The following is an 18,049-nucleotide window of genomic DNA, read 5'->3' as shown; positions in this document are numbered from 1 at the left end:
ACAACCTCTTCGCGTTTACAACCACATCAACAGACAGTGTCCCTTAAATTCTTGGTCACTCAAGTAGCAGTGACACGCAGGCGCTCCAGCCCTGCAGCTATCCTAGCATGCTCCCTCCACTAACGGGCAAGGAAGATCAAGGTTGCTCTTCCAACATAGCAAGTGCCTCAATAGCATCATCAAATTCGTAGTCTGATATCGCCTGACTAAGCCTTTCTAACGCCCCCTTATGCGCAGCAATCCCTGGCACGCGTTCCACTGCCGTCAACAGTTCAGCGGCATCGGTATTGCACTCATCCAACAATATACGCATCTGCGCGATCAGTGGGGTAAGCTGCGCCATATCTAACGGTTCGCTGACCGCCACCTCTGTCTCAGGCTTAACCAAATGCAAGCTCAAACCAGCGATCACCGGCGCCAACTCCGCTATCACGGCAGCAAGCAACTCAACGACGATCTCATCACTTTGCTGCTCCTGACAGGCCTGCTCTAACAGCCGCGCTTGCTCTGCCACCGCCAACGCCCCAATACTGGCCGCCGTACCTTTCAAGGTATGAGCAGCACGCTCTGGCGCATCAGCGTCACTGTCTTGTCGGGCAAGCAGGAACTGTTGCTCAAACCCTTGTTGGCCACGAAGAAATTTATTCAGCAGTTTCAGATACAGCTGCTGATTTCCCTGAGTCACAGCCAACCCAGCTTGTTTATCGATACCGGGAAAGTCAGGCAACTCTGCGGATACCGGTGCAGCAACCGCCTTAGGCGTGTCAGTCAACGGAGCGATGTTTGCTGAGGGTTTGATCCATTTCGCCATGATGGCAAACATCTCGCGGACATTGATAGGCTTCGCGATATGATCATTCATCCCCGCGGCCAATACTTTTTCACGGTCACCTGCCATCGCATTAGCTGTCATAGCAAGTACTGGCAGCTCCTTCCACGCGGAGTTTTCACGCAATTTTCGTGTTGCCGCATAGCCATCCATGACAGGCATCTGACAATCCATCAATACGCCGTCAAATTGACCTTTTGCCAGTTTATCCAACGCTTGTTGACCATCATCGGCCACCTCTACTGACAAACCATTAGAGAGCAACAACTCCACTGCCAACTCCTGATTCATCTCATTGTCTTCAACCAACAAGATATGCGCACCGCGCAATACTGATAGCGCAGCTTCCAGTTCCTCTTGGCGGGAACCCGTGCGGCTCTCCTTGATCACCTCTTTGCCGATAGCAACCATAATGGCATCCAGCAGCGAGGATGGGGTAACCGGCTTGCTCATCACGCTACTGATATGCGTGGTGTCGGCATGCTCCCGAGCTTCATCACGGCCATACGCTGTCGCCATAATAATGCGCGGCTGTATCGTCAGCATCAGCTCGTTCTGAATGGCCGCTATCGCAGCAAAACCATCCATGCCAGGCATCTTCCAGTCCATGATCACCACGTGGAAAGGATCGTCGGCAGGTGCCTCTTTCAACGCTTGCAACGACGCGGTGCCAGAGCTAACCGCTTCATTGCGAAGACCAAAACTAGACAACATGTTGCAAAGAATATGGCGCGCAGAGCCGTTGTCATCAACCACCAAGACCCGGGTATCACCCAGCACTGTTTGCGCACGCTCTCTGCCGGTCGTCGCTTCGCTCTGCTTGCCAAAACGAGCGGTAAAGATAAAACGGCTGCCCTCGCCCTGCTCGCTTTCAACCCAGATATCACCCTGCATCAGTTCGGTGAGATTTTTAGAGATAGCCAAGCCCAAACCGGTACCGCCAAATTTACGCGTAGTGGAGCTGTCTGCCTGACTAAAAGATTTGAACAGGCGTTGTTGCTGCGCCTGCGACATACCGATACCGGTATCACGTACGGTAAACTTAATCTCTACCTCATCATCGGTTTCATTGAGCAACTCTGCGCAGATCACCACCTCTCCGTGCTCGGTGAACTTCACGGCATTGTTACCTAGATTGACCAATATCTGCCCCAGCCGCAGCGGATCGCCGATCAGCGCCGTGGGCATCTCAGCCGGAATATCAAACAGCAGCTCTAAGCCCTTATCTTCAATGCGCAGCCCCACTAAGTTAGCCAACGTATCCAACACATCTTCGAGCTGGAAATCGATAGCTTCCAATGACATCTTACCCGCTTCAATTTTTGAGAAATCGAGGATGTCATTGATGATGCCAAGTAATGCTTCCGCCGAGCGATGTACCTTCTCAACATAGTTGCGCTGTTTAACGTTCAGCTCCGTTTGTAGCGCCAGATGGGACATACCAATAATGGCGTTCATCGGTGTGCGGATCTCATGGGACATATTGGCCAAGAAATCCGACTTAGCTTTAGTCGCAGCTTCAGCCACCTCTCTCGCCTTGGTCAGTTCAGTAATATCGGTAGAGATACTGCCTAACGCAAAGACCTCTCCCTCACTATTGCGGATCGGAAAGCGATAGGAAAAGTAGATATGCTTAGTACCGTCGGGATGGGGAAACTCCTCTTCAAAGGCGACATCGTCTCCCTTGCGTATTACCTCCTTGTCATGGGCTAACAGCGGTCCAACGACCTCTTTCGGCAAATAGTCATAAGGTGAATGGTTGATCGCTTGCTCTTCACTGATACCCGTCGCCTCACACCAGCCGGGATTGACCAGCAGATAACGACCATCAAGCCCTTTGATGTTTACCACCGCAGGTGAATAATCCAGGATCCCTTTTAGCAGCAGCCGGTTCTCTTCCAGGGTCAGTGCGGTCTCTTTCTCCTGACTGATATCATCAGTCGTCGCAACAAAGTGGGTTATCTCCTGAGCGTCGTTAACCACAGGCGCGATCGCCAACGATGCCCAAAATAGCTCTCCCCCTTTCTTCTTATTAACAAGTTCACCATGCCATACCTGACCCTCAACGATGGTCTGCCACATGGTTTGATACAGTGCTTTCGATGTTTGACCACTTTTTAATAGTTGAGGCGTTTGACCGATCGCCTCTTCCGGACTGTAACCGGTTAATTTAGTGAAGTTAGGGTTAACATATTCAATCACCCCATGACTGTCGGTGATCACAATACTTAAGGGACTGTACTTGATCGCTTGCTCCAGTTTCTTCAGCTCCAGAGTGCGGATTTCAATGCTCTCAGCCATGGCATTATAGATGTTGGCCACGGTACCAATTTCATCCCTGTTACTGACTTCAATGCGCTTACTGTAATCCCCCAGCTTGATCGCCGAGCTACCTAGCGCAAGTTGAGTCAGCGGCTTCACGACCCTACTTTTCAGGGTGAAAAATGCACTGATACAGAGCCCGATACAGCAAACAATTAATATCCCGATGAACCATACAATCCGCGTATTGTTGGCATTTATCTGCTGCAACTCATAGGCCGTACGTTTACCTACCAGAAAGAAAAACTCATCGATACGACGCATGATCTGAGCTTTGGCTTCGTTATATGCTTGGCCATGAACCAGCTGCCGCGCCAGCTCAAGATCGGGCTCCCCCTGCATCATCTCTTTACCATCATCATAGAAAAACAGACCAACAGCAGCATTCATCGCCCTTGATTCGATGGCGATGAGTCGATCCGAATCAGATTTAGCTTGTTCAAGTTTTTCAGTCTCTTGCAAAGAAAATCCCAAAGCCTCCATTCTTTGCTCAATACTGTAGGTTTCGCCATCTTGGTTTTGGCTGAGCGTACCGGCGATCACCTGATCCCAATAGGATTGCTGAAACCCTTGCGGGTGCGGATTTTTACCATCACGGATCTCTATGATCTCCTGAAAATAGTCGCGATAAATCGAGTCACCAGTCACCGCATAAAGACGCGCCATTCTGGTTAAATCATCTGAAGATTGTTTTACCTCCAACGCTAACGCCAGAGACGAGTACTTCCGAGCTTCAACCAGTTTGTGTTCCTCGATACCAGCGAGCAACAAGCCGACCAGCATGCCTGCGGTGATGGTCAGAAAAGAGAAACTAAGAAAAACGACGAGCAGATTCTGCCGAATAGATAAGCGCAACAGGTAACGGTGAGCCAGTATAAAAAGCACAACGGTAGCCAACCCAACGGCGATAAGCAGGTAGGACAAAGTCGCCTGCCAAGCCACGCCTTCGGTGACGATCGAATCCATGGTTTCCCCTTATCACCCGCTTTTAACTGGTAGCTATGCGCAAGATGTCCGTAAAGTGTTTGATTTACTAGTAATAATAAATAGCGCGAATTTCAGCGAATGCCATCTTGATGAGGCAAAGATTTGATCAACAAAGGGATTTATCGACTATCAGGAGCGATTCAAAGCAATGGCCTGATCCCCGGCAGGTTTTTTGATTTCTATCCCCATAAAAAGCAAAAAGCGGAGAACTGTCTCCGCCTTTATATTTAACTAAGCCAACGCAACGTTATTTGTTGTAACGACGTGCCGCAGCAAAACCTGCCACAGCCAATCCCATCAAAGTCAGCGCAGCTGGGGCAGGAACAGCAGATTGAGCGGCCGTCACGGTGACATCCGACACACCGTGATTACCAACAATATTACTCGTCCACCAAGCAGCCTTGCCAGCATCATTGATATTCCCTGAATCCCAACCAAAGAAATAGCTGATATTTGAAGAAAGACTATCGAAGGTCCACCAATCAAAGGTATTAGCACCCGAATGATTCCAAGTAGTAACAGCTGCACCATCATAATCAAAAGAGTAGTCCAGTAGCGTACTGAACTGGCCATCTTGATAATCTCCGCCCACCAGACTACCCAAGGTACCGCCTGCGGCACTGCTAGTGACGGTAAAGTCGATCAAGGTAAATGTACCTGCGCCTGCAGCGACACCGTCAGTAACAAATTGGCCGGCTTCGCCACCAAAAGACCAATCCCAAATAACATCAGCCTGCGCCGAGTGTGCTGCCGCACTTAATGCCAATACACCAAATATTTTAGCTAACTTCATTACTTCTACTCCCAGCTTTGTATTTCTTTATAAGAATAATGAACCATATAGTCGGCAAAAAACGAGCCAATCATTAAAAAGCTATAATACTCAAAATGATGGGACCTCCATCTCTAAAACCTGCGGATAGAATGACAACTATCTCGACACTAATTTGATTGTTATATACACAAAAAAGCTGATCGTTTAGATCAGCTTTTTATTCTCTCGTGTCAAAAGCACTGCTTCCCCCTATTGGGGATCAATTTGTAAATTGCTTCTGTTCATCAGCTTCTGCATTCGAGAGAGAGCGGAGCACAACCGCGGCCCATGCAGATAACGAAAGCAGCAACATACTTGATACCAGCAAACCCAGATTAAACATCAAGCCAGCACTAACCATTTGCGCTTCAATCCCCTGCACCACGCCATGACAAGCACTAAACAACACGATAGCGGACAACACTAACAGTTGAAATTTAGCTTGCCGCCAACTCACCAACGCCAACACAGGTAGCGCGAATACTGACGCCAAGACCAATTGCTCGAACAATGATGCCGATGCCAACATACCAGAAACAAGGCTACCAGCCACTAAGCCTGATAGCAGCGCCACGCCGGACATCACCAGCGCGCCAACACGCTGAGAGCCGACAAACGTAGCGATTAAGAGACCAAAACCTACCATCGCGATCAAATGATCCCAGCCGGTGATGGTATGCATTAAACCCGCACTGAATTCGGCACCCGCGCCGTGGGCGACATGCTCATGACCCGCATGGGCAAATACCTGAGCGGAAGAGAAAGCCGACAATAGCACTGCGGCAGGCGCACCATATTTTGTGATTAAACTTTTCATACACACTCTCCTTCACTACTTGTTTCAGCTTTGGTTTCAGCCACTGTCACCGGTTTTGGGGTCAACATGCCCTGCTCAATAATAAAATCTATGATGGTTTGCACACCGTCACCGCGCATTAAGTTGGTAAACACAAACGGCCGTTCGCCACGCATTTTTTTCGCATCGCGATCCATTACATCCAAAGACGCGTTCACCATGGGGGCGAGATCGGTTTTGTTGATAATCAGCAGATCAGACTTAGTAATACCGGGGCCTCCTTTACGGGGGATCTTGTCACCAGCGCAGACGTCAATCACGTACAAGGTTAGATCTGACAACTCCGGGCTAAACGTGGCGCTGAGGTTATCGCCACCACTTTCCACCAGTACGAATTCCAACTTCGGATGACGCACCAGTAACTCATCAATGGCGGCCAGATTCATAGACGCGTCTTCACGAATGGCAGTGTGGGGACAACCGCCCGTTTCCACACCCAGAATGCGATCGGCTTCCAGCGCTTCATGGCGTAACAGAAACTCGGCATCCTCTTTGGTGTAGATATCGTTGGTCACGACAGCTAAGTCATAGTGCTGCCGCATCGCCTTACACAGTTGGCGCAACAGCGCGGTTTTTCCAGAACCGACTGGGCCACCGACGCCGACTCGTAAACATTGTTGGCTCATATCAACTCCTAAATAATCGTGAATATTGTTGTTCGTGCCAGGCGCTGACCATGGCAAAGGCCGGCAGGGTCATGCCGATCTCGTCATCTGCGACCGCCTCCCCGTCACTGACACAGGTTTGGATCGCGCCATGCAACTTTAAAAGGATCTTCTGCGCTGCCGTCTGCCCCAATGGCACCGTTTTACATGCCACCACCACTTGATTCTCCAGCCAGCTCCACAGCCAGCCAGCTAAGGCATCAGCCAAAGGGATCTGCAACTTCTGCGCGGCATAGGCATACATCGACAGGTAACCGGGCAGTCGCTCCCCCGGTATCGCAAAGCCCCCCTCGGGTGCCAGTTCCAAGCTATGGATCAAACGGGAGAAGGTAGTGCCTAACTGCGTTTCCTCTTTCAGCAGTTCAGCGCTTTCTCGATTGGCCATCACTACATCCTGCCAGTAGCTAACGGCATTAAGGTCTTGCTGTTGCCAGCTGATATACAAGCGCTTCAGCAGAGGTATATCCACATGGGATAGACCGTGAGTCATCATCTGCTCCAGCCATTGTTGCAGGCTATCAGGATCCTTCACCCAGCCCAGTTCTACCGCTGACTCCAGCCCTTGACTGTAGGCAAACGCACCGATCGGCAAACTGGGACTGCTGAGATGCAGTAACGACAGTAGGTTTGCGCTGGCCATCAGTGGCTATGACCTGTCACTGGCAGTGTTTCTGCCGGATGTTCATGGCTATGGTCGTGGCTATGATCATCATCGTGGGAATGACCATGGGAGTGCCCTCCCAGCCCCTGGGCATACGCGCCATTTTCTGGCGTAAAACCGGCTTTTTCAGCGGTCACAGTCAGTCCCAGTAACTCAACCATCTGCTCCAAGACATGGTCAGGTTGAAAGCGGATCCAACGCTCACCCACTTGTAGCGGTACATGGCGATTACCCAAGTGATAACAGGCACGGGCAAAGGTGTGCCAACAATCAGTTCTGGCAACCACCACCTGTTCCGCTTCCGCTTTCACGGCGAAACATTTGCCACACTCAGTCACCAAGTAGTCGCCTTCCATCAACACCTCACCACGGGGCAGAAACACACCCACGTCATGACCAGCATCAGAGCTGGCACGGAAACGTCCTTTCTGGCGCAATGAGAAAGGCAGCGTCAATTGGTCAAACAACTCGCCCACCGGATGACTATGCTTGGCGATAATTCTCAACATATCTCTCTCCAAAACCTTCTATAAAACAGGCCGTCTTCTAAAACAAACAGTAGCGCTGTGCCAATGGCAGTTCTGCCGCTGGCTCACAGGTCAGCAGCACGCCGTCGGCGCGTACTTCATAATTTTGTGGATCAACCTCGACTTTCGGACAGGCATTGTTCAACTTCATATCGGCTTTGGTGACTGTTCGGGTTCCCGATACTGGCAGTAACTGGCGTCTCAAGCCTAACTGCTCACCTAAACCGTTATCAGCAGCATGCTGACTGACAAAAGTCACTGAGGTTTTCGCCGCAGCGCTGCCATGGCCGCCAAACATATAGCGATAATGCACCGGCTGTGGCGTCGGAATGGATGCATTGGGATCCCCCATTGGGGCGGCAGCAATAAAGCCTGACTTCAAAATCAAGGCCGGTTTAATGCCAAAAAACATCGGTTTCCACAGCACCAGATCCGCCATTTTTCCCACTTCAATGGAACCGACGTGATCGGCAATACCGTGGGCCAACGCCGGGTTAATGGTGTATTTAGCGATATAGCGACGAGCCCGGAAATTATCACAGCCAATCGCTTCATCTTCTGGCAGCAAACCGCGTTGCTGGCGCATCTTATGGGCGGTCTGCCAGGTCCGACAGATCACCTCGCCGATACGGCCCATCGCTTGCGAATCCGATGCGATCATCGAAAACACACCCATGTCATGCAAAATATCTTCGGCGGCGATGGTCTCTTTACGAATACGGGAGTCAGCAAAGGCCACATCTTCTGGAATATTTGGATCCAGATGGTGGCACACCATCAGCATATCCAAGTGTTCATCGACGGTATTCACCGTGTATGGCCGGGTCGGATTGGTTGATGAAGGCAGCACATTTTGCTGACTACAGGCACGGATAATATCTGGCGCATGGCCGCCACCGGCACCTTCGGTGTGATAAGTGTGGATGGTACGATCTTTAAATGCAGCCAACGTATCTTCGACAAAACCCGACTCATTCAGCGTGTCAGTATGGATAGCCACCTGCACATCATACTGCTCTGCGACACTTAAACAGTTGTCGATAGCCGCCGGTGTGGTGCCCCAATCTTCATGCAGTTTTAGGCCACATACGCCCGCTTCTATCTGCTCAGCTAAAGGCTCTGGCAAGCTGGCGTTACCCTTGCCTAGAAAACCAAAATTCATCGGAAAGTCATCGGTGCTTTGCAACATGCGGGCGATGTTCCAGGCCCCCGGTGTGCAGGTGGTGGCATTGGTGCCGGTCGCGGGGCCAGTGCCGCCACCAATCATGGTGGTGGTGCCCGACATCATCGCTTCTTCGATCTGTTGAGGACAGATAAAATGAATATGGGCGTCAATCGCGCCTGCGGTGAGGATCTGCCCCTCACCCGCAATCACTTCGGTGCTGGCACCGATATGAATAGTCACGCCTTCCTGAGTATCGGCATTACCCGCCTTACCAATGGCGGCAATGCAACCATCCTTAACACCCACATCGGCTTTAACGATGCCCCAATGGTCAAGGATCAACGCATTGGTGATCACCAAGTCCATCACCTGATCACGGCACAACTGCCCCTGCCCCATGCCGTCACGGATCACCTTACCGCCACCAAATTTCACTTCATCGCCGTACACGGTGAAATCTTTTTCTACTTGAATAAACAGGTCGGTATCAGCCAAACGCACGCGATCTCCAACCGTGGGGCCATACATATCGACGTAAGCCTGACGAGAGATCTCACTCATGACCGACTCCTTTTGCTGCCGTTTGCCTCTGCAATGCATATCTCTTCATCTTCACAGCGCTCCCATCACATCACCACGAAAGCCATAAATCTCTCGTTTACCAGCAATATCAACCAGCTCAATGGTGCGGGTCTGCCCTGGCTCAAAACGCACTGCTGTGCCTGCGGCGATATTCAAACGCATCCCTTTTGCCGCCTCACGATCAAACTCAAGGGCTGGGTTGGCTTCATAAAAGTGATAGTGGGATCCGATCTGTACCGGACGATCCCCATGATTCACTACCTTTAGCTGAACGGTCTTGCGACCAACATTCAGCTGGATAGGCTGGTCACTCAGTTGATATTCACCTGGGATCATTTTGCCGCTAACGGATTGACTCATGACTCACTCCTTACTGGATCGGTTCATGGATGGTCACCAGCTTGGTACCATCTGGAAAGGTGGCTTCCACCTGAACGTCATGGATCATCTCGGCGATGCCATCCATCACTTGCTCACGCGTCAGGATATGACGACCACTGCTCATCAGCTCTGCCACACTGCGTCCATCTCGTGCCCCTTCCATCACTTCAAATGAGATCAGCGCAATCGCTTCCGGATAATTCAGTTTCAACCCTCGTGCTAACCGGCGCTCTGCCAGCATGGCTGCAGAAAACAGCAGCAGCTTATCTTTCTCTCTGGGTGACAGTTCCATGGCTACCTCGTTATCTATATTGTTCTTCTAACTATCAATTTAATGGCGTCAACACTCGACCTAAGTGGCCCAGATCCTAGGCGGACAGGGCGGCAGCCCAATCACCTCAGGCCGCAAGATCTGCCACGCCAAGCGTAATCCGCGCTGTGCTTGCTCGCTGTCATGTCCCAAGTAACGCACAATGATCAGATCCAACCGCTCAGTCACACTAAACCAGTCCCTGCCCTCGCGTTCAGGCAGTGCCGCGCGTAATTGCTCAACGAGCGTTTCTCGAGCATCAGTGCCGTAAGCGACCAAGGTGCCGGAGACCGTTGCCCCTTGAAATGCAGGCATCGCAAGCATCAGCGGATCGTTACCAGCCAATTTTTGTCGCTCCAGCAGCAAGGGACGGCCATCGTGATAAAGAGACAGTCGTTGCTCGATTTTGCCTTGGGAAAATGGCAGGTCTGAGGCGGGTCGGCCTAAACAGATCACGTCCATCCCAATAAACTTTGCGTTGCCGTGAAGGTTAATGCAGGTGTCTAACACGCCATGGGCACCATCAAACACCAAGGTTTCCATAGGCAACCATTCACAGCGGGCATTATCGATACACAGGTTCACCTGCTGCTTCTGGATCACATCGCAGCTATCGGCGTGGTAGATCTTTCCTGCCGATGGCGTCGTTAACAGCGCATGGGCGTTATCACCACACTCGATCTGAATAGACAGATCATCCCCAGAGACCAAACCACCCGGCGGGTGCAGCAGATACACATGGCACACATCCCCTTCCGGATAAAACGGCCGCTGCACTCTTAACGGCCCATAAAAATCCATCTTATGCATGCGGGTCTTACCCGCCGGTGCGTCAAACCCTAGCGCTAACGACGCCGCCCAATGCCGCTGCGAGCCAAAAGTTAACTGTCCCGTCACCGCCGTTGCCCCCTCTTCAGGCAGCAACATTGACGTATCCAGCTCAGAGGGCAAAGGGCGCTCACTCATACGGTCAGGTACCTTTTGATTAAGGTGTCATCCAACGCCGTCATCTCGCCCGTCGCCACTTGCCGACCACGATCAAGAATGCAGAAGTTATCCGCCACTTTACGGGCGAACGGTAGCTTCTGTTCCACCAGCAAGACGGTCAGGCCGATCTCTTCGTTCAAGCGACGGATAATGTCACCGATTTCAGCCACCACATTAGGCTGGATCCCTTCGGTGGGTTCATCGAGGATTAATAGTTTAGGGTCGATTGCCAAGGCACGACCGATCGCCAACTGTTGCTGCTGCCCCCCTGAAAGGTCGCCACCACGACGATTCATCATCTCAGCTAAAACGGGAAACAGTTCGAATATAAACTCAGGAATTTTGTTGCTGCGATCCGGACGGGCGGGCAAGCCTACCTGCAGATTTTCTTCCACCGTTAGCAGTGGGAATATCTGCCTGCCTTGCGGGACGTAACCGATCCCCATGGGGGCTCGTTTTTCACTAATGAGCTTCTCAATCGGCGCACCGTTAAATTCAATACTGCCGGACTTCACCGGCAACAGCCCCATGATGCATTGCAGCAAAGTAGTTTTGCCGACGCCATTGCGCCCCATTAAACAGGTGCAGGCGCCCTCCACCACTTCCAGGTCAAGATCCCACAAAGTATGGCTTTGGCCGTAAAACTGATTGAGTCCTTTAATACTCAGCATGGTTACTCTCCCAGATAAACTTCGACCACGCGCGGGTCTTGCTGCACTTGTTCCATGCTGCCTTCTGCCAACACGCTACCTTGGTGCAACACGGTGACCTGCTTAGCGAGCGAGCGCACGAAGTCCATGTCATGCTCCACCAGTACGATGGAGTGTTGCCCCGCCAATGAGGTCAGTAACTCACCCGTACGATCCATCTCCTGATGGGTCATCCCCGCCACAGGCTCATCCACCAACAACAGTTTCGGGTTCTGCATCAGCAACATGCCAATTTCTAACCACTGTTTCTGGCCATGGGACAAACTCCCCGCATCTAACCAGCGCTGATCCAGCAGACCGATCTGAGTGAGGACCTGATCGATCTGATCTTTCTGCTCACCAGTTAAACGAGCGGTCAGCGTGGCAAACACCCCTTTGGCACCAGACATCGACAGTTCCAGATTTGAAAACACACTCAGTTGCTCAAATACCGTGGGTTTCTGGAACTTACGGCCGATCCCTGCTTGGGCGATCTCAGGCTCACTCATATTCAACAGGTTGATGCTTTGGCCAAACCAGGCACTGCCACTATCAGGACGGGTTTTACCGGTAATGATGTCCATCATAGTGGTTTTACCTGCGCCATTGGGGCCGATGATGCAACGCAGTTCACCCTCTTTGATGTAGAGGTTCAGGTCGTTAATCGCTTTAAAGCCATCAAAACTGACGCTGATATCTTCCAGATAGAGGATGTAACCTTTGGCTACATCCAGCATCGGCGATTGCACAGGCTTAAGAAATTCGAACACCTGATCACGGCGACCGTACTCATAAAACGCATCGGTCATATTCATGCGTTTGCCTCCTCGGCAGTCGCCTTCTGTTTACGCTTAAGATTGTTAAATAACCCCACCAGGCCATTAGGTAGGAACAGCGTCACCACCACAAACAGTGCGCCAAGAGCGAACAGCCACACTTCAGGCATAGCGACGGTCAGATAACTTTTTGCGTAGTTCACCAATATGGCACCGATCACCGCACCATATAGCGTGGCTCGACCGCCAATAGCGACCCATACCACCAGTTCAATGGAGTTCAGCGGCGAAAATTCTGACGGGTTAATAATACCCACTTGCGGCACATACAGAGCACCGGCTATCCCTGCCAAAACGGCGGAAAAGGTAAAAACCGCGAGCTTGATATATTCCACTTTAAAACCGATAAAGCGGGTACGGGATTCCGCATCGCGCACCGCCATCGATACCCGTCCCAACTTGCTGGCGATAATAAACCTACAGGCCAGATACCCCAGCCCCAGCGCCAATGCCGAGCAAAGGAATAGGCCAATGCGAGTACCATCTGATTGCAGGTTAAAACCAAGCAACTCCTTAAAGTCGGTCAAGCCATTGTTACCACCAAAACCCATCTCGTTACGGAAGAAGGCTAACAGCAGCGCGAAGGTCAGTGCCTGGGTCATGATCGACAGATAAACCCCGGTCACCCGTGAGCGAAACGCCAACCAACCAAAGGCAAACGCCAGCGAACCCGGCACGAGAACAATCATTAACGCGGCAAACCAAAACTGATCAAAGCCCAGCCAATACCAAGGTAACTCCTGCCAATCGAGGAACACCATAAAGTCTGGTAATAGCGGATGCCCATAAACGCCACGGTCACCGATCTGACGCATCAGATACATGCCCATGGCATAGCCACCAAGAGCGAAAAAGGCACCATGCCCCAAACTAAGAATACCGAGATAGCCCCACACCAGATCCACGGCCACAGCAAGCAGCGCATAGGTCAGATATTTGCCCAATAAGGTCACGGTATAGGTGTTGAGGTGGAAACTGCTGTCTGGCGACACCAGCATATTTAGCACGGGCACTAACACCGCCACCACAAACAGGGTTCCGAGAAATACCACGGTCGCGCGATTAAACACGTTTTGCGACTGCACACTCATGCTTAATCCTCCGCCGAACGACCTTTCTGCGGGAACAAGCCCTTAGGTCGTTTTTGAATAAATAGAATGATAAAGATCAGCACTAGGATCTTCGCCAGTACTGCGCCCGCCATCGGCTCCATGATCTTATTGGCCACACCAAGTGACAGCCCAGCCACTAAGGTGCCCCACAAGTTACCGACGCCGCCAAACACCACCACCATGAACGAGTCAATGATGTAAGCCTGCCCCAAGTTAGGCCCGACGTTGGTGAGTTGACTCAGTGCCACACCAGCCACCCCTGCTACACCCGAGCCCAAGCCAAAGGTCAAGGCATCAACCCGAGATGAACGCACGCCCATCGCGCGGGCCATCGCCCGATTTTGCGATACGGCACGCACCTGCAAGCCTAAGCGGGTATAACGCAACAGTGCGAACAGCAGCGCAAACACGATGAGACAAAACAGCACGATATAGAGGCGATTAAGGGTGAGTGACAACACAGGATTAATCATCAGTGAGCCACTCATCCAATCAGGGGTTGCAACAGAACGGTTGAGGGGGGAGAAAACGCTTCTCACCGCCTGCTGCAAAATCAAACTGAGGCCAAAGGTCGCCAACAATGTTTCTAACGGACGACCATACAAAAAGCGGATAACAAAACGTTCAATGGCAATACCGACTACGCCGGAAACAATGAACGCAGCAGGTATCGCTACCAGGATCGACAAACCAATGTGGTTGGGCATCAATAGCTGAACCACATAAGTGGTGTAAGCACCCAGCATGATTAACTCACCGTGGGCCATATTGATCACGCCCATCACGCCAAAGGTGATGGCAAGACCAATGGCCGCTAGTACTAATACCGACCCCAGGCTTAAACCAAAAAACAGCGTTTCAGCAAAGCCGGAATATTTTACTTTTTGGTCAATACGCGCCAGCGCTTTCTCTGCTTGCTGCTTTAACTCAGGATTCTCTGTGGCATCAGCAAAACTGACCAAGGCATTGCGGGCGGTAGGCTGCAGGCTGTCAGCCAATACAGCAATATCAGCGGCCAGATCCGTACTCTCTTTATTGAGGTTATCGACGGCCAAAGCAATAGTGATAAGTTCACGCACGTCGTCATCGGTTTCTAACGCCAACCGCTCGACCAGTAATCCATTTGTTTCAGGCGTAAGTTCACCTATTAGCGCTTCGATAGCTGCGGCGCGATTGGCAGGATCTTCCGCTGCCAACCCCAAGGTCGCTAATCCCTGTTTAATCTGTTTGCGCAGGGCGTTGTTCAAACCCACTCGTTTTACGCTGCGCTTTTTGACAGCAAGAAGGCCGGCATATGATCGATTAATCTCACCGTCAACCAGCAACGGCGCGACATGGGTCGCGCCATCTTCCGCCTTCTGCATAAACACGACCGCGTTGGTCTTTTTCTGACGGTAAAGCTGCCCATCCAGCAACAGCTGTAAGATCGTTTGTGTACGAGGATCTTTACTGGCCAATAGCAAACGCACGGCCTGCTCTTTTTGCGGATACTTTTTAGAGCCGAGTAATGTCAGCCCTTGGTTGAATTGATCGGCCGCCAGGGGTTCTTCAACAACAGTCCCGTGGGCGGATGAGGTCAGCGCCAACGCCATCCAACATAAAAAAAACGATAACCATTTCAAGGGCGGTGACTCCTTCCCTACTTTCAATCGGCATACCAAAGCGGTGGCTGACTGAAGCTAAACATCAAAAAAAATCTCCATCTGCGACAGAGGGAGAAAAAGAGCGGCCTCACCAGGAAGAGGCCGCGCTTCACACTTGCTTTAGTAGTTTTGTCCAGAACACTTAGCGGTTTTAACGTTGTAGTTACCGCACATCAAAGGCGCTTGCCAATCAGCGGCAATACTCTTTGAACCTTCAAGGAAATCAGACCATGCATCGCCCGGAACCAGACCTGAGGTCTGCCATACGGTTTCAAATTGGCCATCGTCTTGGATCTCACCGATCAGTACTGGCTTGGTGATGTGATGGTTAGGCATCATGGCTGAGTAGCCACCCGTCAGGTTTGGCACAGAGATACCGATCATCGCTTCACGGACGGCGGCTGGATCGGCTGTTCCGGCTTTCTCAATCGCTTTAATCCACATGTTGAAGCCAATGTAATGCGCTTCCATTGGATCGTTGGTCACTCGCTTGTCGCTGCCAACAAACGCCTGCCATGCTTCAATGAAATCGTCATTTTCATCCGCCTCAACGCTCATGAAGTAGTTCCATGCTGCCAGGTGCCCAACCAAAGGTGCAGTGTCGATACCTGAAAGCTCTTCTTCACCAACAGAGAAGGCAACCACGGGAATGTCTTCCGCTGAAATGCCTTGGTTAGCTAGCTCTTTGTAGAAAGGCACATTAGCATCGCCGTTAATGGTGGAAACGACGGCAGTTTTCTTACCGGTAGAGCCAAACTTCTTGATATCGGCAACGATAGACTGCCAATCAGAGTGACCAAACGGCGTGTAGTTGATAGTGATATCTTTGGCATCGACCCCTTTCGCCTTGAGATAGGCTTCCAGGATCTTGTTGGTAGTACGTGGATAAACATAGTCAGTCCCCGCCAGTACCCAACGCTTAACACCTAGATCATTCATCAAGTAATCAACCGCAGGGATCGCCTGTTGGTTTGGCGCGGCACCGGTATAAAACACGTTCTTAGAGGACTCTTCACCTTCATACTGCACCGGGTAGAACAGCAGGTTATCCAGCTCTTCAAACACTGGCAGTACTGACTTACGAGACACTGACGTCCAGCAACCGAATACAGCAGACACTTCATGCTTTTGGATCAGCTCACGGGCTTTTTCTGCAAACAGCGGCCAGTTGGACGCCGGGTCAACCACCACGGCTTCAAGCTTTTTACCCAGTACGCCGCCTTTTTTGTTCTGCTCTTCGATCAGCATCAACATGGTGTCTTTCAGCGTCGTTTCACTGATCGCCATGGTGCCTGACAGAGAGTGCAGAACACCGACCTTGATGGTCTCTTCTTTCTTTGCTGCCATCGCCTGACCGGCGAGGAGCATGCTGGTCATAATAGAGCCAGCTAATAGTAGTTTTTTCATCTTCATCTTCCGCTTCCCTTGTTGTCTCTATTTCATCATTATCGAATGAGATGGTCGTTAGATCTGGAACTGCACACCTAAGCTAAAGCTGTCGGCATCATCTGCTGCCGCATAGCCACTGGCGTTGGCATCACCCGTGGTGTAGTTGGCATTCAAACGCAAGTTGTGACCTTTGATGATGTAGTTCACGCCAACTTCGGTGAGATCCGAGTCGTCGTAATCATCAGGGCTGTTGGAGGTGTAACGCACATAAGGTTGTACCTTGCCGATCCCCACAGGATCCGCGAATAGGTAAGCCGCCGTAGCAAAATAGGCATCGCCATCAAACAGGCAAAAACAATCGGCTGAGGCGCGTGTCGCCGCACTCAAATCGGCGTCAAATACTTTGTATTCGCCCTCAAGGGTCACCACACCACCACCGGAAAGCACTTTTTCCATTAACACGTCTGCGGTATATCCGGTGAAATCTTCACCATCAGTCGCGGTACCCGTGCCGTCTTCTTGATACTGAGCAGAAACACCTAAGGTCAGTACATCACCAGCTTCACCGTAGTAGGTGGAACTAGTGTAATAAGCCGGGTTACCTTCCATATTCCAGAAGCTATATGAGAGACGTGTGGCAAATAACAGATTGTCATCTTGGTTGGAGTAGCCCTCTAAACCATCAAAGACACCCACGGCATATTGGAATTTGTCAAACGCACCCCACACAGTGACACCATCATCACGACCAATACGTCCGGCTTCGCCACCTTGATCTGAGGGGTAAAGTGGCACCGTGTACTGGTTCCAGGTTAATGCGTAGAACGGGCCATTCATTTCAATCCGATCGGCGGGGGTGAGCATCTTACCCGCCCAGATATTGAACTCTTTACTTGGTTCGTACTGCACGATGGCGTCAAGCACATCGATATCGCCATCGATTTTTTCGGTATTAAAGGTAAACTTCACCGCAGGCATCAACTGCCCAGACAAGTACAGACGAATATTGTCGACATTAAAATCTGTCGACCAACTGTCGCCATTGGGTGAACCGTCCTCAGTACCTGAAGCGGTAGTTCGAATCCCCGCTCCCAGATTGATGAAGCTGTCTTCGGTGATCTCTAATTTGGCACCTGCATGGGCAACCGGAGCCAAGCTAATAGCTAGCAATGTTGCGGCGGCGACCGTGGTCAATTTATGGGTTCTCATTTGCGCACTCCCTGTTCAAGATATTGGATTGGATCTCTTTGGCACCGGAAGTCGATACAAGGACATCCCTCTACGGGGCTTATTC

16 protein-coding genes are annotated in these 18,049 nt (G+C 51.1%); all 16 read right to left on the bottom strand.

Annotated elements, in window-relative coordinates:
• Positions 1-136 precede the first annotated feature (136 nt).
• Positions 137-4,117, bottom strand: a complete 3,981-nt coding sequence (locus tag EZV61_RS11595) for a response regulator (RefSeq protein ID WP_131415761.1) — start codon at positions 4,115-4,117, stop codon at positions 137-139.
• Between the two features lie 268 nt (positions 4,118-4,385).
• Positions 4,386-4,931, bottom strand: a complete 546-nt coding sequence (locus EZV61_RS11590) for a PEP-CTERM sorting domain-containing protein (protein ID WP_114339500.1) — start codon at positions 4,929-4,931, stop codon at positions 4,386-4,388.
• A gap of 241 nt (positions 4,932-5,172) precedes the next feature.
• The gene (locus EZV61_RS11585; protein WP_131415759.1) at positions 5,173-5,769 is read right to left on the bottom strand and encodes a HupE/UreJ family protein; all 597 of its coding nucleotides are present in this window, start codon (positions 5,767-5,769) and stop codon (positions 5,173-5,175) included.
• The gene (gene ureG, locus EZV61_RS11580) at positions 5,766-6,434 is read right to left on the bottom strand and encodes an urease accessory protein UreG (protein WP_130567250.1); all 669 of its coding nucleotides are present in this window, start codon (positions 6,432-6,434) and stop codon (positions 5,766-5,768) included. The genes EZV61_RS11585 and ureG overlap by 4 nt, the downstream gene beginning before the upstream one ends.
• Position 6,435: 1 nt before the next feature.
• On the bottom strand, positions 6,436-7,113 hold the full coding sequence (locus tag EZV61_RS11575) for an urease accessory protein UreF (protein ID WP_114339497.1): 678 nt from the start codon (positions 7,111-7,113) through the stop codon (positions 6,436-6,438).
• Entirely contained in the window at positions 7,113-7,643 is a 531-nt protein-coding gene (ureE, locus tag EZV61_RS11570; protein ID WP_131415756.1) for an urease accessory protein UreE, read from the bottom strand. The genes EZV61_RS11575 and ureE overlap by 1 nt, the downstream gene beginning before the upstream one ends.
• A gap of 37 nt (positions 7,644-7,680) precedes the next feature.
• Positions 7,681-9,387: an urease subunit alpha gene (gene ureC / locus EZV61_RS11565; protein ID WP_130567247.1), complete on the bottom strand. Its 1,707-nt coding sequence runs from the start codon at positions 9,385-9,387 to the stop codon at positions 7,681-7,683.
• Positions 9,388-9,438: 51 nt separating this feature from the next.
• A complete protein-coding gene (locus EZV61_RS11560) occupies positions 9,439-9,744 on the bottom strand; it encodes an urease subunit beta (protein WP_114339577.1) in 306 nt (101 codons plus the stop codon).
• 34 nt (positions 9,745-9,778) lie between these two features.
• Positions 9,779-10,081, bottom strand: a complete 303-nt coding sequence (locus EZV61_RS11555; RefSeq protein ID WP_114339494.1) for an urease subunit gamma — start codon at positions 10,079-10,081, stop codon at positions 9,779-9,781.
• 60 nt (positions 10,082-10,141) lie between these two features.
• Positions 10,142-11,065 carry an urease accessory protein UreD gene (locus EZV61_RS11550; RefSeq protein ID WP_240695196.1) on the bottom strand — a complete coding sequence of 308 codons (924 nt, stop codon included), beginning with the start codon at positions 11,063-11,065 and terminating at the stop codon, positions 10,142-10,144.
• Positions 11,062-11,757 carry an urea ABC transporter ATP-binding subunit UrtE gene (gene urtE, locus EZV61_RS11545; RefSeq protein ID WP_131415754.1) on the bottom strand — a complete coding sequence of 232 codons (696 nt, stop codon included), beginning with the start codon at positions 11,755-11,757 and terminating at the stop codon, positions 11,062-11,064. Before urtE ends, EZV61_RS11550 begins: the two co-directional genes overlap by 4 nt.
• A 2-nt stretch (positions 11,758-11,759) precedes the next feature.
• Positions 11,760-12,512: an urea ABC transporter ATP-binding protein UrtD gene (gene urtD / locus EZV61_RS11540; RefSeq protein ID WP_233496529.1), complete on the bottom strand. Its 753-nt coding sequence runs from the start codon at positions 12,510-12,512 to the stop codon at positions 11,760-11,762.
• A 74-nt stretch (positions 12,513-12,586) separates the two neighbouring features.
• The gene (urtC, locus tag EZV61_RS11535) at positions 12,587-13,702 is read right to left on the bottom strand and encodes an urea ABC transporter permease subunit UrtC (protein WP_114339491.1); all 1,116 of its coding nucleotides are present in this window, start codon (positions 13,700-13,702) and stop codon (positions 12,587-12,589) included.
• A gap of 2 nt (positions 13,703-13,704) precedes the next feature.
• Positions 13,705-15,345 carry an urea ABC transporter permease subunit UrtB gene (gene urtB / locus EZV61_RS11530; RefSeq protein WP_240695195.1) on the bottom strand — a complete coding sequence of 547 codons (1,641 nt, stop codon included), beginning with the start codon at positions 15,343-15,345 and terminating at the stop codon, positions 13,705-13,707.
• 141 nt (positions 15,346-15,486) lie between these two features.
• Positions 15,487-16,779, bottom strand: a complete 1,293-nt coding sequence (gene urtA / locus EZV61_RS11525; protein ID WP_199405263.1) for an urea ABC transporter substrate-binding protein — start codon at positions 16,777-16,779, stop codon at positions 15,487-15,489.
• 51 nt (positions 16,780-16,830) lie between these two features.
• Positions 16,831-17,964 (bottom strand): porin family protein, encoded by a 1,134-nt coding sequence (locus tag EZV61_RS11520; RefSeq protein ID WP_131415752.1) that lies wholly within the window; start codon positions 17,962-17,964, stop codon positions 16,831-16,833.
• Positions 17,965-18,049 lie beyond the last annotated feature (85 nt).

It is taken from the genome of Corallincola luteus (genome assembly GCF_004336975.1).
GTDB classification, from domain to species: domain Bacteria; phylum Pseudomonadota; class Gammaproteobacteria; order Enterobacterales; family Neiellaceae; genus Corallincola; species Corallincola holothuriorum.
Note: the sequence above shows the minus strand (reverse complement) of the source record. Positions and strands in the feature narration are given on the sequence as shown.